The 24,182-nt window shown below is 61.2% G+C and carries 21 protein-coding genes; 11 read left to right on the top strand and 10 right to left on the bottom strand.

Annotated features, from left to right (window positions below; translation table 11 throughout):
* Positions 1-146 precede the first annotated feature (146 nt).
* Entirely contained in the window at positions 147-2,438 is a 2,292-nt protein-coding gene (gene bglX, locus ACX3YD_RS23485) for a beta-glucosidase BglX (RefSeq protein ID WP_103403522.1), read from the top strand.
* A gap of 66 nt (positions 2,439-2,504) precedes the next feature.
* Here the strand turns inward: bglX and ACX3YD_RS23480 are convergent, their stop codons facing one another.
* From ACX3YD_RS23480 to ACX3YD_RS23460, 5 genes are all read right to left on the bottom strand, one after another.
* Positions 2,505-3,662 carry a phospholipase D-like domain-containing protein gene (locus ACX3YD_RS23480; protein ID WP_103403523.1) on the bottom strand — a complete coding sequence of 386 codons (1,158 nt, stop codon included), beginning with the start codon at positions 3,660-3,662 and terminating at the stop codon, positions 2,505-2,507.
* A gap of 1 nt (position 3,663) precedes the next feature.
* On the bottom strand, positions 3,664-4,254 hold the full coding sequence (locus ACX3YD_RS23475; protein ID WP_458961156.1) for a YceI family protein: 591 nt from the start codon (positions 4,252-4,254) through the stop codon (positions 3,664-3,666).
* A 132-nt stretch (positions 4,255-4,386) separates the two neighbouring features.
* Complete coding sequence (locus ACX3YD_RS23470) at positions 4,387-4,713, bottom strand: hypothetical protein (RefSeq protein ID WP_047526539.1); 327 nt, start codon at positions 4,711-4,713, stop codon at positions 4,387-4,389.
* Positions 4,710-5,804, bottom strand: coding sequence for a serine hydrolase domain-containing protein (locus ACX3YD_RS23465; protein WP_458961155.1), 1,095 nt, complete (start codon positions 5,802-5,804; stop codon positions 4,710-4,712). The genes ACX3YD_RS23470 and ACX3YD_RS23465 overlap by 4 nt, the downstream gene beginning before the upstream one ends.
* Positions 5,805-5,903: 99 nt before the next feature.
* The gene (locus ACX3YD_RS23460) at positions 5,904-6,782 is read right to left on the bottom strand and encodes an acyl-CoA dehydrogenase (RefSeq protein ID WP_458961154.1); all 879 of its coding nucleotides are present in this window, start codon (positions 6,780-6,782) and stop codon (positions 5,904-5,906) included.
* Between the two features lie 154 nt (positions 6,783-6,936).
* Between ACX3YD_RS23460 and olsB the strand changes: the two genes are divergently transcribed.
* Positions 6,937-7,692: an L-ornithine N(alpha)-acyltransferase gene (gene olsB / locus ACX3YD_RS23455; protein WP_047526532.1), complete on the top strand. Its 756-nt coding sequence runs from the start codon at positions 6,937-6,939 to the stop codon at positions 7,690-7,692.
* On the top strand, positions 7,692-8,483 hold the full coding sequence (locus ACX3YD_RS23450) for a lysophospholipid acyltransferase family protein (RefSeq protein WP_458961153.1): 792 nt from the start codon (positions 7,692-7,694) through the stop codon (positions 8,481-8,483). The genes olsB and ACX3YD_RS23450 overlap by 1 nt, the downstream gene beginning before the upstream one ends.
* A gap of 107 nt (positions 8,484-8,590) precedes the next feature.
* Here the strand turns inward: ACX3YD_RS23450 and ACX3YD_RS23445 are convergent, their stop codons facing one another.
* A complete protein-coding gene (locus ACX3YD_RS23445) occupies positions 8,591-9,169 on the bottom strand; it encodes an acyl carrier protein phosphodiesterase (RefSeq protein WP_103403529.1) in 579 nt (192 codons plus the stop codon).
* Positions 9,170-9,338: 169 nt separating this feature from the next.
* Here ACX3YD_RS23445 and ACX3YD_RS23440 point away from each other — a divergent pair, with 169 nt between their 5' ends.
* The 4 genes from ACX3YD_RS23440 to ACX3YD_RS23425 all read left to right on the top strand — a co-directional run bounded on the left by ACX3YD_RS23440 (position 9,339) and on the right by ACX3YD_RS23425 (position 12,722).
* The gene (locus ACX3YD_RS23440; protein WP_103403530.1) at positions 9,339-9,641 is read left to right on the top strand and encodes an ArsR/SmtB family transcription factor; all 303 of its coding nucleotides are present in this window, start codon (positions 9,339-9,341) and stop codon (positions 9,639-9,641) included.
* Between the two features lie 37 nt (positions 9,642-9,678).
* Positions 9,679-10,845 (top strand): MFS transporter, encoded by a 1,167-nt coding sequence (locus tag ACX3YD_RS23435; RefSeq protein ID WP_458961152.1) that lies wholly within the window; start codon positions 9,679-9,681, stop codon positions 10,843-10,845.
* 30 nt (positions 10,846-10,875) lie between these two features.
* The gene (locus ACX3YD_RS23430; RefSeq protein ID WP_458961151.1) at positions 10,876-11,925 is read left to right on the top strand and encodes an alkene reductase; all 1,050 of its coding nucleotides are present in this window, start codon (positions 10,876-10,878) and stop codon (positions 11,923-11,925) included.
* A gap of 365 nt (positions 11,926-12,290) precedes the next feature.
* A complete protein-coding gene (locus ACX3YD_RS23425; protein WP_458961150.1) occupies positions 12,291-12,722 on the top strand; it encodes a bleomycin resistance protein in 432 nt (143 codons plus the stop codon).
* A gap of 405 nt (positions 12,723-13,127) precedes the next feature.
* Here the strand turns inward: ACX3YD_RS23425 and emhR are convergent, their stop codons facing one another.
* The gene (gene emhR / locus ACX3YD_RS23420) at positions 13,128-13,760 is read right to left on the bottom strand and encodes an efflux system transcriptional repressor EmhR (protein WP_103403534.1); all 633 of its coding nucleotides are present in this window, start codon (positions 13,758-13,760) and stop codon (positions 13,128-13,130) included.
* Between the two features lie 266 nt (positions 13,761-14,026).
* On the opposite strand from emhR, the gene emhA reads away from it, so the two are divergent.
* From emhA to ACX3YD_RS23400, 4 genes are all read left to right on the top strand, one after another.
* The gene (gene emhA / locus ACX3YD_RS23415) at positions 14,027-15,184 is read left to right on the top strand and encodes an efflux RND transporter periplasmic adaptor subunit EmhA (RefSeq protein ID WP_103403535.1); all 1,158 of its coding nucleotides are present in this window, start codon (positions 14,027-14,029) and stop codon (positions 15,182-15,184) included.
* Between the two features lie 3 nt (positions 15,185-15,187).
* A complete protein-coding gene (gene emhB / locus ACX3YD_RS23410) occupies positions 15,188-18,349 on the top strand; it encodes an efflux RND transporter permease subunit EmhB (protein WP_458961149.1) in 3,162 nt (1,053 codons plus the stop codon).
* The gene (emhC, locus tag ACX3YD_RS23405) at positions 18,349-19,809 is read left to right on the top strand and encodes an efflux RND transporter outer membrane subunit EmhC (RefSeq protein WP_103403537.1); all 1,461 of its coding nucleotides are present in this window, start codon (positions 18,349-18,351) and stop codon (positions 19,807-19,809) included. Before emhB ends, emhC begins: the two co-directional genes overlap by 1 nt.
* 356 nt (positions 19,810-20,165) lie before the next feature.
* Positions 20,166-21,425, top strand: coding sequence for an OprD family porin (locus ACX3YD_RS23400; RefSeq protein WP_103403538.1), 1,260 nt, complete (start codon positions 20,166-20,168; stop codon positions 21,423-21,425).
* A 161-nt stretch (positions 21,426-21,586) separates the two neighbouring features.
* Here ACX3YD_RS23400 and pcaC read toward each other — a convergent pair whose 3' ends face one another.
* The 3 genes from pcaC to ACX3YD_RS23385 are packed head-to-tail and all read right to left on the bottom strand — an operon-like array spanning position 21,587 to position 24,157.
* Entirely contained in the window at positions 21,587-21,979 is a 393-nt protein-coding gene (gene pcaC, locus ACX3YD_RS23395) for a 4-carboxymuconolactone decarboxylase (protein WP_047526509.1), read from the bottom strand.
* 10 nt (positions 21,980-21,989) lie between these two features.
* Positions 21,990-22,781: a 3-oxoadipate enol-lactonase gene (gene pcaD, locus ACX3YD_RS23390; protein ID WP_458961148.1), complete on the bottom strand. Its 792-nt coding sequence runs from the start codon at positions 22,779-22,781 to the stop codon at positions 21,990-21,992.
* 11 nt (positions 22,782-22,792) lie between these two features.
* Positions 22,793-24,157 carry a 3-carboxy-cis,cis-muconate cycloisomerase gene (locus ACX3YD_RS23385; protein ID WP_103403540.1) on the bottom strand — a complete coding sequence of 455 codons (1,365 nt, stop codon included), beginning with the start codon at positions 24,155-24,157 and terminating at the stop codon, positions 22,793-22,795.
* Between the last annotated feature and the right edge of the window lie 25 nt (positions 24,158-24,182).

Below are 24,182 nucleotides of genomic sequence, written 5' to 3'. Positions count from 1 at the left end.
AGCCCCTGCGCAAAGACGCATCCGATTCGGCTGCCGTATTTTGGCTGTCGTTTATCGAGTCTGCACCCGAACAACAATAGTCGCTCCCTAAATTTTGGCTGGCCGGCGTGTGTACATCGCCGTTTGGGCCCTTGAGAAAACTATTCATGAAGAAGCTGTGTTTGCTGGGCCTGCTCGTCAGCCTGGCCAGTCATAACGTATTGGCCGCCACGACGCCCGCACCTCTGGAGAACAAGGACGCCTTCATCAGCAAACTGATGAAGCAAATGACCCTCGATGAAAAAATCGGCCAGTTACGCCTGATCAGCATCGGCCCGGAAATGCCCCGGGAGCTGATCCGCAAGGAAATCGCGGCTGGCAACATCGGTGGTACGTTCAACTCGATCACCCGCCCGGAAAACCGCCCGATGCAGGACGCGGCGATGCGCAGCCGGCTGAAGATCCCGATGTTCTTCGCCTATGACGTGATCCACGGCCACCGCACCATTTTCCCGATCCCGCTGGCCCTGGCCTCGAGCTGGGACATGGATGCCATCGGCCTGTCCGGGCGCATCGCCGCCAAGGAAGCCGCGGCTGACAGCCTCGACATCACCTTCGCGCCGATGGTCGACATCTCCCGCGACCCGCGCTGGGGTCGCACGTCCGAAGGCTTCGGCGAAGACACTTATCTCGTCTCGCGGATTGCCGGCGTGATGGTCAAGGCGTTCCAGGGCGCCGGCGCGAACGCCGCCGACAGCATCATGGCCAGCGTCAAGCACTTCGCCCTGTACGGCGCGGTCGAGGGCGGTCGCGACTACAACGTGGTCGACATGAGCCCGGTCAAGATGTACCAGGATTACCTGCCGCCCTACCGCGCCGCCATTGACGCCGGCGCTGGCGGGGTGATGGTCGCGCTGAACTCGATCAACGGCGTGCCGGCCACCGCCAACACCTGGCTGATGAACGACCTGCTGCGCAAGGAGTGGGGCTTCAAGGGGCTGGCGGTCAGTGACCACGGCGCGATTTTCGAACTGATCAAGCACGGCGTGGCCGCTGACGGTCGCGAAGCGGCGAAGCTGGCGATCAAGGCCGGCATCCACATGAGCATGAACGACACGCTCTATGGCAAAGAGCTGCCGGGGCTGTTGAAGTCTGGCGAGATCAAGCAAAGCGATATCGACAACGCCGTGCGTGCCGTACTGGGCGCCAAGTACGACATGGGCCTGTTCAAGGACCCGTACCTGCGCATCGGCAAGGCCGAGGATGACCCGGCCGACACCTACGCCGACAGCCGCCTGCACCGCGCCGAAGCCCGCGATGTGGCGCGTCGCAGCCTGGTGCTGCTGAAGAACCGGAACGAGACCCTGCCACTGAAGAAAACCGCGAAAGTCGCGCTGGTCGGACCGCTGGCCAAGGCGCCGATCGACATGATGGGCAGCTGGGCCGCCGCCGGGAAACCCGCGCAATCGGTGACCCTGTTCGACGGCATGAACGCCGCCGTCGCCGACAAGGCAACGCTGATCTACGCCCGTGGCGCCAACATCACCAACGACAAGAAAGTCCTCGATTACCTGAACTTCCTCAACTTCGATGCCCCGGAAGTGGTCGATGACCCGCGTCCGGCCAATGTGCTGATCGATGAGGCAGTCAAGGCCGCCAGGGATGCCGATGTGGTGGTGGCCGCCGTGGGTGAATCCCGTGGCATGTCCCACGAATCCTCGAGCCGCACCGACATCAATATCCCGGAAAACCAGCGCGAGCTGATCCGCGCCTTGAAAGCCACCGGCAAACCGCTGGTGCTGGTACTGATGAATGGCCGTCCGCTGTCGATTCTCGAAGAGAAGGAACAGGCTGACGCGATCCTGGAAACCTGGTTCAGCGGCACCGAAGGCGGCAACGCCATCGCCGACGTGCTGTTCGGCGACTACAACCCGTCCGGCAAACTGCCGATCACCTTCCCGCGTTCGGTGGGGCAGATTCCGACCTACTACAACCACCTGACCATTGGCCGGCCGTTCACGCCGGGCAAACCGGGCAACTACACCTCGCAGTATTTCGATGACACCACCGGCCCCCTGTACCCGTTCGGCTATGGCCTGAGCTACACCGACTTCAGCCTGAGCGAGATGGCCCTGTCATCGACCACGCTGAACAAGACCGGCAAGCTCGACGCCAGCGTCACGGTGAAAAACACTGGCCAGCGTGACGGCGAAACCGTGGTGCAGCTGTACATCCAGGACGTGACCGGCTCAATGATCCGGCCGATCAAGGAACTGAAGAACTTCCAGAAAGTGATGCTCAAGGCCGGCGAACAGAAGGTCGTGCACTTCACCATCACCGAGGACGACCTGAAGTTCTTCAACGCCCAGCTCAAGTACGCGGCGGAACCGGGCAAGTTCAACGTGCAGATCGGCCTGGATTCCGAGGACGTGACGCAGCAGAGCTTTGAACTGCTGTAATCCTTAGAGCTGCATGAAGTACCTGTGGGAGCGAGCTCGCTCCCACAGTGTTTTTGGGTGTAGCACCTATCCCCGGCGATCCAGCAGATTCACCACCAGCCGATCCACCCATCCCCATACCCTCTGCTTCACCCGCCGCCACAGCGGTCGGCGCTTCCACGACTCCAGGCTCACTTCCTGGCTCAAGGCGAAGTCGTTTTCGAAACTCGCCTTCACCGCCCGGGTCAGTCCGGCGTCCAGTGATTCAAGGTTGGCTTCGAGGTTGAAACGCAAATTCCAGTGATCGAAATTGCACGAGCCGATGCTCACCCAGTCATCGATCAGAACCATTTTCAAATGCAGGAAGCAGGGCTGGTACTCAAAAATCCTCACCCCGGACTTGAGCAGTCGCGGGTAGTAGCGATGCCCGGCATAGCGCACGGAAGGGTGATCGGTGCGCGGCCCGGTCAGCAGCAGCCGCACATCGACACCGCGACCCGCCGCGCGACGCAATGAACGCCGGACTCTCCAGGTCGGCAGAAAATAAGGGGTGGCGAGCCAGACTCGCTTGTGCCCGCTGTTCAAGGCACGAACCAGCGAATGCAGGATGTCCCGATGCTGGCGGGCGTCGGCATAGGCAACCCGGCCCATGCCCTCGCCCGTGGAGGGCACCCGTGGCAAGCGCGGCAGGCCGAAGTGTGAGGCGGGTTTCCAGGCGCGGCGATGGCGGTTGGCGATCCATTGCCGATCGAACAGCAACTGCCAGTCGAGGACCAGCGGCCCCGTGATTTCCACCATCACCTCGTGCCACTCACTGACATCCTCGCCCGGCGTCCAGAATTCATCGGTGACACCGGTGCCGCCGACCACCGCCAGGCTCTGGTCCACCAGCAATAGCTTGCGGTGATCGCGGTAGAAATTACCGACCCAACGCCGCCAGCTCAGGCGATTGTAGAAACGCAGCTCGACCCCGGCGGCCATCAGGCGCTGACGCAGGTTCAACGTGAAGGCCAGGCTGCCGTAATCATCGAACAGGCAACGCACCCGCACACCACGCTCGGCGGCCTGGACCAGCGCCTGAACCATGGCCTCGGCGCAGGCACCCGCCTCCACCAGGTACAACTCCAGTTCAACTTGCTCTTGGGCACGGGCAATCGCCACCAGCATGCGCGGAAAAAACTGCGGCCCGTCGATCAGCAGTTCGAAGTGGTTGCCTTCACGCCAGGGAAAGACGGGGCCGGCCATGTCAGCGCGCCGTGAAGATCAGGACCGCACCCACCGGCACCGACAGGCTGATCGCCGACAGCCCGGCGAGCTTGCGCAACGCTTCCAGGCCGGGGGCCAGGTCGAAGTCTTCGGCATTGATCACCACCGGCTCCAGCGTCACCACCTGAAAGCGCCGGTCATCGAGACGGGTCGCCAGCAACTCGGTGTTGTAGGTGTGTTGCCGGCCATGCAGGTTGACGGTGAGCGGCAAGCGCAGTTCCAGCTGCGCACCGGGGGCAAGATCGTTGATCGGGCGCAGATCGATCTGCGTGGTGATCAGCGCTTCGGGAAACTTGTCGATCTCGAACAGTTCTTTGCGCATGCGCTCGTCGCGCAACGGAATGCCGCTGTTGATCGATTCAAGCTCGACCTCCACCTCGGCCGCCCCTTTGGGATCGACCTTGCCGTGCAACACCAGAAAGCGCTGCACTTCGGAAACATTGGCGTTTTTGGTACTGACGAACGACAGCCGCGAAGACTCGCCGTCCAGGTACCAGTTGGCCTGGGCCGACAATGAAGCGCCGGCCAACAGCAGGATGGAGAAGCTTTTGATGATGGAACGCTTGAACATAGTGACTCGTGGGGCAGATAAACCTGTGCTGAACCTTAACTGCCCTGACACAGGTTGCAAACATTAATGCCAAAGAGCCTGAATCAAAGGTACACGTCTGTGGCGAACCCCCTCGCCACAAAAAACGTCGATTCAGTCAAGGCGACAGCCTTGACGCTCACCGATCCACACGGAACTGTTGCTGCGTCCCAAACCGCTGACGGTAACGCGCTTGCTGGCGGCGTCATCGGTAAACCCGCTGATGGGCAGCCACTGTTTCACGTAGCCACGGCAGTACTCGGCACCGTTATTCATCACGTACCGGCACGAGCAATATTCCTTGGCGGTGTAGGCGCTGATGATGTCCGGGAACGCCGACAGCGCCACCCGCTCCCGCCAGATCCAGCCGGACAACACGATCAGCACAATCAACAGCAGGGTGCTGAACGGCCGGCGACGAACGAAGCTGCGACGGTTCATGGCTGCACCTTGCCGCCAAAGGCCTTGAGCGCGAGTTTGAGTAACTGGTTGTGTTGGTAACTGTCGTCGCGGTCATCGCCGTAGCGCACGATCACCAGGTTTTCGCTGGGGATCACGTACATCGCCTGCCCCCAGTGTCCGAGTGCGGCGAAAGTGTCTGCGGGTGCGTCGGGCCAGGGCTGGGGCGCGCCCTCCACGGCGCGGTTGAGCCACCAGTGGCCGCCGGGCACGGCGTCATCCTGCCTGGCGTGATAGCGGGCGAAGGGTTCGCGGTTGAAGGCCACCCAATCCTTGGGCAGCAACTGGCGCTCGCCCCAGCGCCCGTCGCGGGCCATCAACAGGCCGACCCGCGCCAGATCCCGCGCGGTGAGGTAGGCGTAGGACGAGGCGACGAAGATACCCGTGGCGTCGGTTTCCCAGATGGCATGGCGAATGCCCAGGGGTTCAAACAGCGCGGTCCACGGATAGTCTGCATAGCGGGCCGGACCGACGATGCCCTTCAGCGCGGCGGACAACAGACCGCTGTCACCGCTGGAGTAACGAAACACCTGACCCGGCGCGGCGTAGGCGTCCTGATCGACGGTAAACGCCGCCATGTCGCGGTGCCCACGGGTGTAGAGCATCGCCACCACCGAGGATTTCAATGGCGCGTATTCGTAGTCTTCCTGCCAGTCCAGGCCCGAGGCCCAGTGCAGCAGGTCGGCCATGGTCATGTCAGGGTGTTTTTTCAGTGGCGGATAGAACTTCGCCACCGGGTCCTGCAGATTGAACCGGCCTTCGCCGTAGGCCACGCCCAGCACCGTGGCCATCAGGCTCTTGCTGATGGACCAGGTCAGGTGTGGCGTTGCGGCGGTGGTCGGGCCAGCGTAACGCTCGAAGATCAACTGGCCATCGCGAATCACCAGCAAGGCATCGGTGCGGACACCCTGGCGAGTGGTGTCGTTGCGCGGTGGGAAGGCGTAATTCTCAAACGTCCGAAGCGCCGGCCCGGTGACGCTCGGGCCGGGTGACCACTGTTCGCCAGGCCAGTTTTCAGCGTGGGCCGCGAGACTGAACAGCAACACAACAATCAGCGACAGGCCTTTGGGCATGGCGGGTGCTCGTGGGGATTAACCTTCTGAGCCTAGTCGAGGTTGATGACAGTTTTGAAAATTGCATTGCCGGAACGATGGCTATTGCGTTGGGGCCAGTCAGATCGCCGTCAATGCTTTGGCAAGACGCTTGCCCCGTGCCCCCGTTGCCAGATCCATCACCGCCTGATCGCGCTGCCACATCGCCGCCCACTGTGGCGGGCCTTCGGCCAGCGCTTGATTGATTTCAGCCTTGAGCCCCTCGAACTGCGCAAACAAGCCGCCGAGCAACACATGCCCGCACGGATTGTTCGGTGCCTGGCGGCTGACTTCCGCGCACCCGGCCAGCAGCGCCAGCAAGCGCAGTTGCAAGGCTTGCGGCCAATCACTGTCCTGGCCGACGCCGTACAGCCACGCCGTCATGGCGCTCAACACATAGATGTCTTCCAGGGTTCGGAACGGTTTGACGTAGGCGTCCCAACCGTCCCCGGCCAGTAACTCGCACAAAGCGTTGTCCAGAAACACCCGGCCATGGCTGACGTCCGGCATCAACGCGATCGCCGCCAGTTTTTCCACTCGCACGCCCGGTTCATCGGGATAAACCACCGCCAGGCTCAGGCACGGATCGTCGCCGGGGGCCTCACTGCGCGCCGCGATCAACAGCCAGTCGGCGGCATCGCCAGCGGTGACAAAATCCTTGCGCCCGCTCAAGCGCAAATCGTGCAGACGGGTTTGCATGTCCGCCACTCGCAGGCTGCGCTGCTCAGTGGCGCATAACGCGCCGAGGCTCAACGGCGCGCTCGGCCACAACATGCGCAAGGCGGCTTGATACCCCACCAGAAATGCCAGCCCCGGGGTCGCCATCATCCGCCCCCCCGCCACCGCCAAATCAAAGGGCGTGACCGAGCCCAAGAGGTGCAACAAGGTCGCGAAGCCCTCACCCAGGTCCGGGTTGGCGGGCAAGCGATCGCGGCGAATCAACAGGTTTTGCCAGGGCATAAGAGGCTCCTTGTGGGCTGTCATATAAGCATCACCAAAGCTTAACGGCGATGACACCGGCGCTACATAGCCTGACTTTGCACAACACGGCTGCATAAAGAAAGTCGACCGGCTGCACCCAAAGACGAGTGAACAGCCCGCACGGAGATTCGCCATGACTCAGATCGCCCGCATCAGCGACACCGGCAACGAACGCCGCCTGCAAGCCGAACGCCTGGTCGGCATCGAGGCTCTGCAGGAAGCCCAGGCCCTGCGCTTCAACGTGTTCAGCGGCGAATTCAACGCCACACTCAAGGGTGCGGAACTGGGTCTGGACATGGACGACTATGATGTTCACTGCGCCCACATCGGCGTGCGTGACCTCAACACCGGGCGCCTGGTGGCCACCACTCGTTTGCTCGATCACACCGCCGCCAGCAGCCTGGGCAGGTTTTACAGCGAAGAAGAATTCAGCCTGCACGGCCTGATCCATCTGCAAGGCCCGATCCTGGAAATCGGCCGCACCTGCGTCGACCCGGCCTACCGCAACGGCGGCACCATCGCCGTGCTCTGGAGCGAACTGGCCGAAGTGCTGAACCAGGGTGGCTACAGCTACTTGATGGGGTGCGCGAGCATTCCGATGCAGGACGGCGGGATTCAGGCCCACGCGATCATGCAGCGCCTGCGCGAACGCTACCTGTGCACCGAACACCTGCGGGCCGAGCCGAAGAAGCCGCTGCCGACCCTGGATATTCCATCGAACGTGATCGCCGAAATGCCGCCGCTGCTCAAGGCCTACATGCGCCTGGGGGCGAAAATCTGCGGCGAGCCGTGCTGGGACGAAGACTTCCAGGTCGCGGACGTGTTCATCCTGCTCAAGCGCGATGAGCTGTGCCCGCGTTACGCCAAACACTTCAAGGCGGCTGTGTGATGCGTCGGTTGCGCGTGTACGCGCGAATCGCGCGGGTGCTGCTGGTGGTCGGGCTCGGCCTGAGCATGGCCACCGTGTTCGGGGTGTTCGAGCGCCTGGGCATGGCGCACTCGATGGAACGCCGTCAGTGCTGGTCGCGTTTTTTCATGGCGCGCCTGAGCAACGCCCTGCCCTTCGACGTGACGGTGCAAGGGGAACTGCCGAAGACGTCGATGCTCTGGGTCAGCAACCATGTGTCCTGGACCGACATCCCGTTGCTGGGGATGCTCACGCCGTTGTCGTTCCTGTCCAAGGCCGAAGTGCGTACCTGGCCGGTGGCGGGCTGGCTGGCGGCCAAGGCCGGCAGTCTGTTCATCCGTCGCGGCTCGGGCGACAGCCAGTTGATCCGCAAACAGATGACTCGCCACCTGGAGCAGGCACACCCGCTGCTGATGTTCCCGGAAGGCACCACCACCGATGGCCGTTCGCTGCGCACCTTTCACGGTCGCTTGTTGTCGGCGGCGATTGATTCCGAAGTGAAGCTGCAACCGGTGGCGATTCGTTATGTGCGTGACGGTGAGCCTTGCCTGCTGGCACCGTTTATTGGCGAAGATGATTTGCTGTCGCACCTGATGCGTTTGTTTGCCAACGACCGGGGGCAAGTGGAAATCCATCTGCTCAAGCCGATCGCTTGCGAAGGTCGCGAACGCGCCGCACTGGCGTTCGAGGCGCAGCAGGCGGTGCAGAAGGTGTTGTTTGGGGCGATTCCGGAGAAACAACCGGCGCCGATGCGCCCCGCTATCGCGGCCTGAACACATCCCCCCTGTGGGAGCTGGCTTGCCAGCGATAGCGGTGGGTCAGCCAATGGAGATGTTGGATGATCCGGACTTATCGCTGGCAAGCCAGCTCCCACAGTGATCTATGTTGTCGGATGGCTCTGCGCAAAATCCTGAAGCTGCGGATAAAACAACCGAAAGTCCTCGCTCAACGGCTCATACAACACCCGTAACTCCTGCATCGCGGCGGCCAGTTCCTCAGGCCGGGTCAAGCGCCGGGAAATCCCCCGCAGCACCTGCTCCAACACCTCAAACTCCCGGTAAGACCCCAACCAGTCATTGGCCACCATGTGGGGTGCGATTTTCGCCAGCCGTTCGGGCAACTGCCGTTCACTGGACAACACCCGGTATACGTCCGAGGTGAAATGCTCCAGCGGCCGATCCGCGTACAGCACCCAGTCCCGCGCCAGGCAGTGGTCGAAAAATACGTCGAGGACGATCCCGGCATAGCGCCTGCGCGTCAGGGAAAACCGCGACAACGAAGCATCCACCAACGGGTGGCGATCGGTGAACACGTCGATGCTGCGATGCAGCTGGATGGCCGTTTCGATCTCCGGATCGAACTGCCCTTGCAGCCGTCCCTTGACGAAATCGCCATACAGACTGCCGAGCAGTTGACCGGGACGCTGGCCACCGAGGTGAAGATGTGCGAGATAGTTCATGGTCGCAGCTTAGCACTGCCCCTTGTATCTACACACCAACGTATCGTTATAACTCGATATACCGAAATGTGAGCGGGTCAGAGCCAAATCATATTTGTATATCGCGAAATACCGATTTAAAGTTCGCCCCATCGCGATATAGCGTTTTAATCATCACGAGCCCACACCCATGACCCTCAATCTCGACGAAATAATAAAAGCCCTGGCGCACCCGGTACGGCGAGAAATCCTGCACTGGCTCAAAGACCCGGACGTCGAATTTCCAGACCAGACCCACAGCAACGAGCACGGCGTTTGCGCCGGGCAGATTGATCAACGTTGCGGCTTGTCGCAGTCCACGGTGTCCGCGCACCTGGCGACCCTGCAACGCGCCGGCCTGATCAGCAGCCGCAAAGTCGGCCAGTGGCATTTCTTCAAACGCAACGAGGAAACCATCCAGGCGTTCCTCAAGACCTTCAGCAAAGAGCTCTGACCCTTAACGTCAGTCGGCTCAAAAAAGGAATTAACCCATGCCCCTCTCGCTACTCATCCTGGCCCTGAGCGCCTTCGCCATCGGCACCACGGAATTCGTCATCATGGGTTTGCTGCCCAACGTGGCGGCCGACCTCGGTGTGTCGATCCCCGGTGCCGGCTGGCTGGTGACCGGGTACGCCCTGGGCGTGGCCATCGGTGCGCCGTTCATGGCGCTGGCCACCGCCAAACTGCCGCGCAAGGCTGCGCTGGTGGCGTTGATGGGCATATTCATTATCGGCAACCTGCTGTGCGCGGTGGCCAGTGACTACAACGTACTGATGCTCGCCCGCGTGGTGACAGCGCTATGCCACGGTGCCTTCTTCGGCATCGGCTCGGTGGTGGCGGCGGGCCTGGTGCCGGCCAACAAACGTGCATCGGCCGTGGCCTTGATGTTCACCGGCCTGACCCTGGCCAACGTCCTCGGCGTGCCACTGGGCACCGCGCTCGGTCAGGAAGCCGGCTGGCGCTCGACCTTCTGGGCAGTGACGGTCATCGGTGTGATCGCGCTGATCGGCCTGATTCGTTTTCTGCCGGCCAAGCGCGATGAAGAAACACTCGACATGCGCGCCGAACTGCGTGCCCTCAAAGGCGCCGGCATCTGGTTGTCCCTGAGCATGACCGTGCTGTTCGCCGCCTCGGTGTTCACCCTCTTTACCTACGTCGCGCCGCTGCTGGGCGAAGTCACCGGCGTCTCGCCCCGTGGCGTGACCTGGACCCTGATGCTCATCGGCCTGGGCCTGACCGTCGGCAACATCATCGGCGGCAAGCTGGCGGACAAAGGCCTGGCCGCGACGCTGATCGGCGTCTTCATCGCCATGGCCGTGGTCTCCACCGTACTGACCTGGACCAGCGTCGCGCTGATCCCCACCGAAATCACCCTATTCCTCTGGGCCACCGCGTGTTTCGCCGCCGTGCCGGCCCTGCAAGTCAACGTGGTGACCTACGGCAAGGCCGCGCCGAACCTGGTGTCGACCCTGAACATCGGCGCATTCAACGTCGGCAACGCACTCGGCGCCTGGATCGGCGGCAGCGTGATTGCCCACGGCTTCGGCCTGACCCGCGTGCCACTCGCCGCCGCAGCGCTGGCGGTGCTCGCCCTGCTGGCCACCCTGATCACTTTTCGCCAGAGCGGCAATCCCGAACTGGCTCCTGCGACTAACTGATTGACCATTACCTCACGAGGGTTTTAACGAATGACGACTATTTTCGATCCGATCAAACTGGGCGACCTGGAACTGTCCAACCGCATCATCATGGCCCCGTTGACCCGCTGCCGCGCCGACGAAGGCCGAGTGCCGAACGCGCTGATGGCCGAGTACTACGTACAACGCGCCTCTGCCGGCCTGATCCTCAGCGAGGCCACTTCGGTCACGCCGATGGGCGTTGGCTACCCGGACACCCCGGGCATCTGGTCCAACGATCAGGTACGCGGCTGGACCAACGTCACCAAAGCCATCCACGGCGCCGGCGGCAAGATCTTCCTGCAACTGTGGCATGTCGGCCGGATCTCCCATGAGTCGTACCTGAACGGCGAAAAACCGGTCGCGCCAAGCGCCATCCAGCCAAAAGGTCACGTCAGCCTGGTTCGCCCGTTGTCCGACTACCCGACCCCGCGCGCCCTGGAAACCGCCGAAATCGCCGACATCGTCGACGCCTACCGCACCGGTGCCGAGAACGCCAAGGCCGCCGGCTTCGACGGCGTGGAAATCCACGGCGCCAACGGCTACCTGCTCGACCAATTCCTGCAAAGCAGCACCAACCAGCGAACCGACATCTACGGTGGCTCCCTGGAAAACCGTGCACGCCTGTTACTGGAAGTGACCGACGCCGCGATCGAAGTCTGGGGCGCCGGCCGTGTCGGTGTACACCTCTCGCCACGTGCCGACTCCCATGACATGGGCGACGCCAACCTGGCCGAGACCTTCACCTACGTGGCCCGCGAACTGGGCAAGCGCGGCATCGCCTTTATCTGCTCCCGCGAGAAAGAAGGCGCCGACAGCCTCGGCCCACAAATCAAGGAAGCCTTCGGCGGCCCGTACATCATCAACGAACGCTTCACCAAGGACAGCGCCAACGCCTGGCTGGCCGCCGGCAAGGCTGACGCCGTCGCTTTCGGTGTACCGTTCATTGCCAACCCGGACCTGCCAGCACGCCTGAAGGCCGATGCGCCGCTGAATGAGCCACATCCGGAAACCTTCTACGGCAAAGGCCCGGTGGGTTACATCGACTACCCGACGTTGTAATGGTCAGCCGTTGAAATGCAAAAGCCCCGACTTGAGAGAGTTGGGGCTTTTTGTTGCCCTTGACAGCGACCCGATCCGAATGCTCAAGGTGTCCTCTGTCCCAGGACAGCGGACACCTTGCCGCTGCACCCTCTTGTGCCAGTGCGCCCTTGTTTAGTTTCGTTTAATTACGAAATCGCAATATCGGATGTAGAACGGCCAGAAGCCGCCATTCAACTCGACTCGATAATACTCAGCCGAGCATGCATCATGATGCTCGCCACCTTCTCCTGTGGCGCCGTGCCAGAAGAGCACAGGCTGATTTCGCGAATCAGCTTTTTACACTGCCCCCCGGCGAATGAGCCGATTGAAATGGAAGTCATCTCATGTTCGAACGTAGCAAACTGGTTCCAGAGTTAATGGTCACTGACCTGGATAGCAGTCTGGCTTTTTGGGTTTCTCGTCTGGGGTTCAAAGTAGCTTATCAACGCCCGGAAGATGGATTTGCATACCTTGATTTGAATGGTGCTCAAGTAATGCTTGAGCAGGTTGATTCGGACGCGGGTCAATGGCTGACTGCGCCGTTGACCAAGCCGTTTGGAAGAGGCATCAACCTACAGATTGATGTTGAGGCTGTCGCACCCATCATCCAAAAACTTGGTCAGGCTGGATTTCCACTCTATCGAGAATGCAAAGACACCTGGTATCGGGCTAACAATGTAGAAGTCGGTCAGCGCGAATTCATTGTCCAGGATCCTGATGGCTATCTCGTAAGGTTGGTAGAGCGTTTGGGAGAGCGCCCGGTTTGTTCAATCTGAACTCAGGTTAAGGCGACCGTCCGTTTAGGATCGATCTCTACCGGTCAAATCCGATGCAAATGACTGGTCAGCTCGAATGCAAATGGGTGGGCAAGTCCGTGCAATTAGCCATTAGCTGAACGAAAGTCTGAGGTCGGCGATGGCATTCAATTTTCGGTTGATTGACCCACCACCATCGCGAGCAGGATCGCTCCTGCAGAGTGCGGTGTTTTGCTGCGGTTTTATGCCAAGTGCACCCACTGCCCACAGAATCGACACAAAATTCCTACAAATTACGTAGCTGACCACCTGTCATCCGGGTGAACGTACGTATATAAAAGCACCCCATTAGCGCAAAGCGGGTGAAGAACTGTTCATCTGCAGCTTCAATGGTTGACACACGCGGAACCGATTAAGCATTTTGTTTCAATTACGCAGGCTGGGGCTCAGGCGCAGCATGTCCAACCCTGTATCGGCCCAGCGTTCGGCTTCGGTGTGCAGTTCGAAGCTGTCGGGCGCCAATAGCCACTGGTACAGGATGCCATCGATATAGGCGTGCAAACTGATGGCCGCCCGGGCGGTGTCGAGGTTTTCCGGCAACTGCCCACGATTCACTGCATTTCTCAGCGCCACGCTGATCCGCACATTGCAGTCGAGGCTGGCGGACACGCGTTGCTGACGCAGGTCGCACATTTCATCGGTGAATTCGCACTTATGAAAAAGAATCTCATTGATGCGTCGGGTTTTCGGGTCCATGGCAATCTGATGAAACAAATGAATCAACAAATTGCGCATGCAGCCCAGTGGATCAGGTTCGTCTTCGTTTTCGCTGGCTTTGGCCATTTCGTCCAGTGGTTCATGCAAGGTATCGAGCATGGCCTGAACCAGATCCGCCTTGTTGCTGAAATGCCAATAGATGGCCCCGCGCGTGACGCCGGCCAGGGTCGCGATGTCGGCCAGCGTCGTGCGCGCCACGCCCCTTTCATAGAAGGCTTTCTCGGCCGCCTCGAGTATCTGGCTGCGCGTTTCTTGAGCTTCCTCTTTGGTACGACGGACCATGGCAGTACAACCTCAATCAGGATGCTTCAGCGATGCTTGACGATCAGCTGAATAAAAGTAGGGCGAGCGCTCTTGGGTATCGTCCCCGGGCAAACAATTCGAGCCTTTAAACGGCGCCTGTAACGGTTCGGGTACAGTGCCAAGGTATTTACAAACAACCACGAACGTAAGTATATTCCTTAGCAAGCTACTTATCCACCCGGCATCCATTTTTAACCTTCCATCTTTTCTTGTGCGTGTCTTGCGCGCCTGACCCGAGGATTTTCATGCAATTCAAGCCAGCTGTTACCGCTCTGGTCGCCGCCATCGCCCTGGCATCATTGCTCAGCGGATGTAAAAAGGAAGAGGCAGCCCCGGCTGCACCACCGCCTCAGGTCGGCGTCGTCACCCTGCAACCGCAATCTTTCACCTTGACCTCTGATCTTCCGGGCCGCACCAGCGCGTTCCGCATCGCTGAGGTCCGTCCGCAGGTCAACGGCATCATCCTCAAGCGGATGTTCAAGGAAGGCAGCGATGTCAAAGCCGGCCAGCAGCTGTATCAAATCGATCCCTCGATCTATGAAGCGACGCTCAAAAGCGCCGAAGCCAACCTGCGTTCGACCAAATCGATCTCCGACCGCTACAGGCAACTGGTTGATGAGCAGGCCGTAAGCCGTCAGGAATACGACACCGCCGTGGCCAACCGCCTGCAATCGGAAGCCGCGCTGCAAAGCGCCCAGATTAATGTGCGCTACACCAAGGTTTACGCGCCGTTGACCGGCCGTATCGGTCGTTCGTCGGTGACCGAGGGCGCGCTGGTCAGCAACGGTCAACTCGAAGCCATGGCCGTGATTCAGCAACTGGACCCGATCTATGTCGACGTGACGCAATCCTCGGTCGAACTGCTTGAACTGCGCCGCGAACTGGAAAGCGGTCGCCTGCAAAAGGCTGGCGACAATGCCGCCAAGGTCAAGCTGACCCTTGAGGACGGCAGCCAGTACAAGCTGGACGGCAAGCTGGAGTTCTCCGAAGTCTCGGTTGACCAGACCACCGGTTCCGTGACCCTTCGCGCCGTGTTCCCCAACCCTGACCATACGCTGCTGCCGGGCATGTTCGTGCACGCCCAATTGCAGGCCGGCGTGAACAGTGCGGCGATTCTGGCGCCGCAACAGGGCGTGACTCGCGACCTCAAAGGCAGCCCGACCGCGCTGGTCGTCGGCCCCGACAACAAGGTCGAACTGCGCCAGCTCAAGGCCAGCCGTACCGTCGGCAATCAATGGCTGGTCGAAGACGGTCTGAAGGCCGGCGATCGGTTGATCACCGAAGGCCTGCAATACGTCAAACCTGGCGTGGAAGTCAAAGCCAGCGAAGCGACCAACGTTGCCGCAAAGAACCCGGCCCCCGCTCAGGCAGCTGACAAAGCCGCCGGCGGCAAAGGGGAGTAACTCATGTCAAAATTTTTCATCGACCGTCCGATTTTCGCCTGGGTGATTGCCCTGGTGATCATGCTGGTCGGGGCACTCTCGATCCTCAAACTGCCGATCAACCAGTACCCGAGCATTGCGCCTCCGGCCATCGCCATTTCCGTGACCTACCCGGGTGCTTCCGCGCAGACCGTGCAGGACACCGTGGTGCAAGTGATCGAGCAACAGCTCAACGGTATCGACAACCTGCGTTATGTGTCTTCGGAAAGTAACTCCGACGGCACCATGACCATCACCGCGACCTTCGAGCAAGGCACCAACTCCGATACCGCGCAGGTTCAGGTGCAGAACAAGCTGAACCTGGCCACCCCGCTGCTGCCGCAAGAAGTGCAGCAGCAAGGTATCCGCGTGACCAAGGCAGTGAAGAACTTCCTGCTGGTGATTGGCGTGGTCTCGCGCGATGGCAGCATGACCAAGGACGACCTGTCCAACTACATCGTGTCGAACATGCAGGACCCGATCTCGCGCACGGCCGGTGTCGGTGACTTCCAGGTATTCGGTTCGCAGTACGCCATGCGCATCTGGCTCGACCCGGCCAAGTTGAACAACTACAACCTGACCCCGATCGACGTCAAAACGGCGATTGCCGCGCAAAACGTGCAGATTTCGTCCGGCCAGCTCGGCGGCCTGCCTGCCCTGCCCGGCACGCAGCTCAACGCCACGATCATTGGCAAGACCCGCCTGCAGACCGCCGAGCAGTTCAACAAAATTCTGCTCAAGGTCAACAAGGACGGTTCCCAGGTTCGCCTCAAGGATGTCGCCGAAGTCGGTCTGGGTGGCGAGAACTACAGCATCAACGCCCAGTTCAACGGCGCTCCGGCTTCTGGCCTGGCGGTGAAACTGGCCAACGGTGCCAACGCCCTCGATACAGCCAAAGCCCTGCGCAAGACCATCGACAGCCTCAAGCCATTTTTCCCACAAGGGATGGAAGTGGTATTCCCGTACGACACCACCCCGGTGGTGACCGAGTCGATCAAGGGTGTGGTTGAAACCCTGGTTGAAGCGATCGTGCTGGTGTTCCTGGTGATGTTCCTGTTCCTGCAGAACTTCCGCGCCACCGTCATCACCACGATGACCGTGCCGGTGGTGTTGCTCGGTACGTTCGGCATCCTCGCGGCGGCCGGTTTCAGCATCAACACCCTGACCATGTTCGGTATGGTCCTGGCCATCGGCTTGCTGGTGGACGATGCCATCGTCGTGGTGGAGAACGTCGAACGGGTCATGAGCGAGGAAGGCCTGTCGCCCAAGGAAGCCACCAAGAAATCCATGGGCCAGATCCAGGGCGCACTGGTCGGTATCGCCCTGGTGCTCTCGGCGGTACTGCTGCCGATGGCGTTCTTCAGCGGCTCCACCGGTGTGATCTACAAGCAGTTTTCGATCACCATCGTCTCGGCCATGGCCCTGTCGGTACTGGTTGCCCTGATCTTCACCCCGGCGCTGTGCGCCACTATGCTCAAGGCGATTCCGAAAGGCGAGCACGGCACGCCAAAACGCGGCTTCTTCGGCTGGTTCAACCGCAACTTCGACCGTGGCGTACGCCGTTACGAGCGTGGCGTGGGCAGCATGCTCGCGAACAAGGCCCCGTACCTGCTGGCTTACCTGCTGATCGTGGTCGGCATGATCTGGCTGTTCACCCGTATTCCAACGGCGTTCCTGCCGGAAGAAGACCAGGGCGTATTGTTCGCCCAGGTGCAGACGCCTGCCGGCTCGACCGCCCAGCGCACCCAGGTGGTGGTGGACGAGATGCGTGAATTCCTGCTGCGCCCCGGCAAGGATGGCGGTGAAGGCGATGCGGTGAACTCGGTGTTTACCGTGACCGGTTTCAACTTCGCCGGTCGCGGCCAGAGTTCGGGCATGGCGTTCATCATGCTCAAACCCTGGCATGAACGTAACGCCGACAACAACGTGTTCAAGGTCGCGGCCCGCGCCCAGCAGCACTTCTTCACGTTCCGCGATGCCATGGTGTTCGCCTTCGCGCCACCGGCCGTACTGGAGCTGGGTAACGCCACCGGTTTCGACGTGTTCCTGCAAGATCGCGCCGGTATCGGTCACGAAAAGCTGATGCAAGCCCGCAACCAGTTCCTCGGCATGGCCGCGCAAAGCAAAGTGTTGTCGCAAGTGCGTCCGAACGGCCTGAACGACGAACCGCAATATCAATTGGAAATCGATGACGAGAAGGCCAGTGCCCTGGGCATCACCATCGCCGACATCAACAACACCCTGTCGATTGCCCTGGGCAGTAGTTACGTCAACGACTTCATCGACCGCGGTCGGGTGAAGAAGGTGTACGTGCAAGGCCAGCCGGGGTCACGCATGAGCCCGGAGGACCTGAAGAAGTGGTACGTGCGTAACAGCGCCGGCACCATGGTTCCGTTCTCGGCGTTCGCCAAGGGCGAGTGGATCTACGGCTCGCCGAAACTGGCCCGTTACAACGGCGTTGAAGCGATGGAGATCCTCGGTGCCCCGGCGCCGGGTTATTCCACCGGTGAAGCCATGGCCGAAGTCGAAGCCATTGCCCAGAAACTGCCGGCGGGTGTCGGTATTTCCTGGACCGGCCTGTCCTATGAGGAACGTTTGTCCGGTTCCCAGGCACCGGCGTTGTACGCCCTGTCGCTGCTGATGGTGTTCCTGTGTCTGGCCGCGTTGTATGAAAGCTGGTCGATTCCGATCGCGGTGATGTTGGTGGTGCCGCTGGGGATCATCGGTGCGCTGATGGCCACCAGCCTGCGCGGTCTGTCCAACGACGTGTACTTCCAGGTGGGTCTGTTGACGACCATCGGTCTGGCGGCGAAAAACGCCATTCTGATCGTCGAATTCGCCAAGGAACTCCACGAACAGGGACGCAGCCTGCGCGATGCGGCGATCGAAGCCTGCCGCATGCGTCTGCGACCGATCATCATGACCTCGCTCGCCTTCGTTCTCGGTGTGGTACCACTGGCTATTTCCACGGGTGCGGGTTCCGGTAGCCAGCATGCCATCGGTACCGGGGTGATTGGCGGTATGATCACGGCCACTGTGCTGGCGATCTTCTGGGTCCCACTGTTCTTCGTCACCGTGTCGTCCATGGGCCAGCGTAAAAACGCCGACCAGGACGACGCCACTGAAACTCCTAAAGAGGCTGGCTAATGAGCAAGTCGCTACTCTCCCTGGCAGTCGCCGCCTTCGTACTGGGTGGCTGCTCGCTGATACCTGATTATCAGCAGCCGCAAGCGCCAGTGGCGGATCAATACCCGCAGGGGCCGGCGTATTCGCCAGCCCAGGCGCCTGCCCAGGCCGCCGCGGAACAAGGCTGGAAGCAGTTTTTCCACGATCCGGCGCTGCAGCAGTTGATCCAGGTCGCCCTGGAAAACAACCGAGACCTGCGTGTCGCGGCCCTGAACATCGACGCCTTCGCGGCTCAATACCGCATCCAGCGCGCCGACCTGTTCCCGGCCGTTTCAGCCAATGGCAGCGGCAGCCGCCAACGCGTTCCGGCCGACTCCTCGCAAACCGGTCAGGCGGGCATCAACAGCTCCTACTCGGCAACCGTCGGTATCAGCGCCTATGAGCTCGACCTGTTCGGTCGGGTGCGCAGCCTGAGCGAAGAAGCCTTGCAGAGATACTTCGCCACCGAAGAAGGCCGTCGAAGCACGCAGATCAGCCTGGTGGCCAGTGTGGCCAACGCTTACCTGACCTGGCAGGCCGACAAGGAACTGCTGAAAGTCACCCAGGACACCCTCGGTGCGTTCGAGGAGAGCTACAAGCTCACCGCCCGCAGCAACGAAGTGGGGGTCGCCTCGGCCCTGGACCTGGCGCAGTCGCGTACCTCGGTGGAAAACGCCCGTGCGCAATTGGCCAAGTACACCCGCCAGGTCGCCCAGGATGAAAACAGCCTGGTGCTGCTGCTTGGCACCGGCATCCCGGCCAACCTGCCCGCCGCCAGACCGTTGTCTGACGAACTGCTGGCCGATGTACCGCCAGGCCTGCCGTCGGACTTGCTGCAACGTCGTCCGGACATCCTTCAGGCCGAATACAACCTCAAGGCCGCCAACGCCAACATTGGCGCCGCGCGGGCCGCGTTCTTCCCGAGCATCAGCCTGACGGCCAACGCCGGGACCCTGAGCCCGGACCTGTCCGGTCTGTTCAAGGGCGGTTCGGGCACCTGGCTGTTCCAGCCGCAGATCAACCTGCCGATCTTCAACGCCGGCAGCCTGAGCGCCAGCCTGGACTACTCGAAGATCCAGAAAGACATCGGCGTGGCGAACTACGAGAAGTCCATTCAAACGGCCTTCCAGGAAGTCGCCGATGGCCTGGCCGCGCGCCAGACCTATGTTCAGCAGTTGCAGGCACAGCAAGACTTCGTCAGTGCCAACCAGGACTACTACCGCCTGGCCGAACGCCGCTACCGCATCGGTGTCGACAGCAACCTGACCTTCCTCGATGCCCAGCGCCAGCTGTTCAGCGCCCAACAAGCGCTGGTCACCGATCGTCTGGCGCAACTGGTCAGCCAGGTCAATCTGTACAAGGCTCTGGGGGGTGGCTGGAACGAACAGACGGCGAAGAACGAGCCGTTGAAGGAAGAAGCGCCGAAGATGAAGTATTTCTGATAGCGCCCCGAATGACAGGAAGCCCACCTTTTGGTGGGCTTTTTGTTGGCGGCGAGAAAAGTTTTGTCGTCAGGCAGTGCCCCATCGCCGGCAAGCACACTCACCGCCTTCCCATATTTAATCTTGCGTTCGATTATCGCCCAGAACCCGCTTTCACAGATTGAACCATCCAGTACATTCCAAGCACCATCCGAACCACAAAACCAATAACAACAGGTTCGACACCATGCCCCCGCGCCCTGCCCTGTCCGGCTGATACCCAGGTTCCACCCCGAATTGACCGAGTTTTTTTGTCTGCACCCAGCGGGTTGCGGCATGCCCCCATTCATCCACAAGAATTAGAGAGACCCGAGCCCATGACGCCTTCCAACGCGCCGTATTTCGTACCCAGCCTGATCGCCATCGCCCTGGCCAGCGCGACCCTGCCTGCCCAGGCCGAAGAGTCGGGCTTTGTCGAAGGCGCCAAGGTCAACCTGAACCTGCGCAACTTCTACATCAACCGCAACTTCACCAACCCGACCAAGGCTCAAGGCAAGGCTGAGGAGTGGACGCAGAGTTTCATCCTCGATGCCAAATCCGGGTTCACCCAGGGCACCGTCGGCTTCGGCATGGATGTGCTGGGGCTGTACTCGGTGAAACTCGACGGCGGCAAAGGCACCGGTGGCACGCAGTTGCTGCCGCTGGACCACGATGGTCGCCCGGCGGATAACTTCGGTCGCACCAACGTGGCGTTCAAGGCCAAGCTGTCGCAGACCGAGGCAAAGGTGGGCGACTGGATGCCGGTGCTGCCGATCCTGCGTTCGGATGACGGGCGCTCTCTGCCGCAAACCTTCCGCGGCGGCCAGATCACCTCAAAGGAAATCGACGGCCTGACGCTCTACGGCGGTCAGTTCCGGCAGAACAGCCCACGCGACGACAGCAGCATGAGCGACATGTCGATGACCGGCAAAGCGGCGTTCACCTCTGATCGATTCAACTTCCAGGGCGGCGAATACCAGTTCAACGAAAAACGCACTCAGATCGGTGTGTGGAACGCTGAACTCAAGGACATCTACAGCCAGCAATTCATCAACCTGGTGCACAGCCAGCCATTGGGTGACTGGACCCTGGGCGCCAACCTCGGTTTCTTCTACGGCAAGGATGACGGCAGCGCCCGCGCCGGCCAACTGGACAACAAAACCCTGTTTGGCCTGTTCTCGGCCAAGTACGGCGGCAACACCTTTTACGTCGGCCTGCAGAAACTCACCGGCGACAGTCCGTGGATGCGGGTCAACGGCACCAGCGGCGGCACCCTGGCCAACGACAGTTACAACTCCAGCTACGACAACGCCCGGGAAAAATCCTGGCAAGTGCGTCACGACTACAACTTCGTCGCCCTCGGCGTGCCGGGCCTGACCCTGATGAACCGCTACATCAGCGGCGACAACGTGCATACCGGCAGCATTACCGACGGCAAGGAATGGGGACGTGAAAGTGAACTGGGCTACACCGTGCAGAGCGGTGCGCTGAAGAACCTGAACCTGAAATGGCGCAACTCGACCATGCGCCGGGATTACAGCAACAACGAGTTCGATGAGAACCGCCTGATCATCAGCTATCCGATCAGCCTGTTGTAGGAGCATGGCTTGCCAGCGATGGCGATCTCACCGACGCCATCGCTGGCAGGCCAGCTCCCACAGGGATCTTCAGTGACCACAGAATTGGCGTTCACATCGGACCACTGTGGGAGCTGGCCTTCCAGCGATAGCGTCAGCTCAGGCACCGAAAACCACCAGGATCACTCCCGCGACTCAATCCCCAATTCATCCCACACCGACTCGGCCAGGTGGAACGTGGCATTGGCTGCCGGAATGCCGCAGTAAATCGCGCTCTGCATGATCACTTCCTTGATCTCGCCACGGCTGACGCCATTGTTGGCGGCGGCGCGCAGGTGCAGTTTGAGCTCCCCCTCGCGGTTCATGCCGATCAGCATGGCGATGGTGATCAGGCTGCGGGTGTGGCGCGGCAGGCCCGGGCGGGTCCAGATGTCGCCCCAGGCGTGGCGGGTGATCATTTCCTGAAATTCCGAGTTGAACTCGGTCAACGCGGTCAGGCTGCGGTCGACGTGGGCGTCGCCCAGTACCGCGCGACGGACTTTCATGCCCTCGTCGTAACGTTGTTTTTCGTCCACGACAGTCCCCTTAATGAGCCAACAAAAACGCCAGAACCCGCTCGCTGAACGCGGCGCCGGCCTGAACGTTGGACAAATGCGCGGCATAGAACTCGGCGTACTCGGCGCCGGCCACATGCTTCTGAATGAAGTGCCCACCGGACGGCGGCGTTACCGCGTCTTCGGTGCCGGCGATCACCAGCAGTGGCACCTTGATCGAGCCCAATTGATCGCGGAAATCGGCATCGCGTACCGCCGCGCAGTTGGCTGCATAGCCTTCGGGTGAAGTGGCCGCCAGCATGTCGGTGATCTGCTTGGCCGCCGTCGGGTTGGCGGCGGAGAAGTCCGGAGTGAACCAGCGAGCAATCGACGCATCGCGCAGGGCAACCATGGCCGCAGGGCCGTCACGCAGCACGGTTTCGATGCGCGGATTCCACACCGACAGTTCGCCGATTTTCGCCGAGGTGTTGCACACCACTAGCGAATTCAAGCGTTCGCCGGCATTGATCCCCAGCCACTGGCCGATCAAGCCGCCCATGGACAAGCCACAGAAATGCGCACGCTCGATGTGCAAGGCATCGAGCAGCGCGAGCACGTCGTGGCCCAGTTGCTCGATGCTGTACGGGCCCGGCGTCACCAGCGACTGGCCGTGGCCACGGGTATCGAAACGCAATACGCGGAAATGCTCGGTGAAGGCCGCCATTTGCGCGTCCCACATGTGCAGGTCAGTGCCCAGGGAGTTGGACAGCACCAGCACCGGCGCATTGGCCGGGCCGTCGAGTTGGTAATGCAATTCGCCCTCGGCGAGTTGTACGAAAGCCACAGCAATCTCCTTCAGGCAGTCAATGCAGAATGTTCAGCCACCGCTCGCTCGACCCAGGTACGGGCCTGACCGAGGTAATGGGCGGGGTCCAACAGATGATCGAGTTCAGCCGCCGACAGCTCGGCGGTCACTTGCGGCTCGTCGCCGAGCACCGCGCGCAGGTGTCGGTGTTCGGCCACCGCGCGTTTGCAGCATTGCTCCAACAGATGATGCGCCGTATCGCGCCCCACCCGTTGTGCGAGGACGATGCTCACCGCTTCGGCAAGCACCAGGCCCTGGGTCAGGTCGAGGTTACGGGCCATGCGCCCGGCGTCCACTTCCAGGCCCTGGGTCACCAACAGCGCTTGTTTCAGGCTGCCGGACACCAGGCAGCAAATCTCCGGCAGGGTTTCCCACTCGGCATGCCACAGCCCCAGGCTGCGCTCGTGTTCCTGCGGCATGGCGCTGAACAGCGTCGAGAGCAAGCCCGGCACGCGAGTCGCGGCGCCGATCAGCACCGCCGCGCCCACGGGGTTGCGCTTATGCGGCATGGTCGAGGAACCGCCCTTGCCGGGAGCCGAGGGCTCGAACACTTCGGCGGCTTCGGTCTGCATCAACAGGCTGATGTCACGCCCGAGCTTGCCGAGACTGCCAGCGATCAATCCCAGCACCGAACCGAACTCCACCAGACGATCACGCTGGGTGTGCCAGGGTTGATCGGGCAAGGTCAGGCGCAGTTCCTCGGCCAAGGCCTGGGCAATCGGCATCGCCTGCTCACCGAGTGCTGCGAGGGTTCCCGAAGCGCCACCGAATTGCAGCACCAGCAAACGCGGTTTGAGTTCGAGCAAACGCTGGCGGCTACGGGTGACTGCACCCAGCCAGCCGGCGATCTTCATGCCCAGGGTGACCGGCGTTGCGTGTTGCAACCAGGTACGCCCGGCCAGTGGCGTGGCCGCATATCGTTGGGCCTGGGTGGCGAGCGTCTGGCCCAGTTGCGCCAGATCGCTGTCGATCAGTTGCAGTGCGCGACGCAATTGCAGGACCAGACCGCTGTCCATCACGTCCTGACTGGTGGCGCCCAAGTGCACATAGCGCTCGGCCTGGGCATCGTTCGCGGCGATCTGTTTGCCCAAGGCCTTGACCAACGGAATCGCCGAATTACCCGCCGTGGCAATGGCTTCGCCGAGAGCCGCAAAATCGTAATGCCCGGCCTGGCAGGCGGCCTCGATCGGCGCCACCGCCGTGTGCGGAATCAGACCGACCCGAGCTTCGGCCCGGGCCAGCGCCGCTTCAAAATCGAGCATGGCCTGAACCCGGCCCTGATCGCAGAACACCTCACGCATATCGCGGGCAGTGAAATAGGCATCGAACAATTGATTGCCCGGTCGCTCGTTCATAAACAGTCCCTGGAAGCGCGGGCCA

Source organism: Pseudomonas fluorescens group sp. PF-1 (genome assembly GCF_054481335.1).
This window is presented reverse-complemented; position numbering and strand designations above follow the sequence as displayed.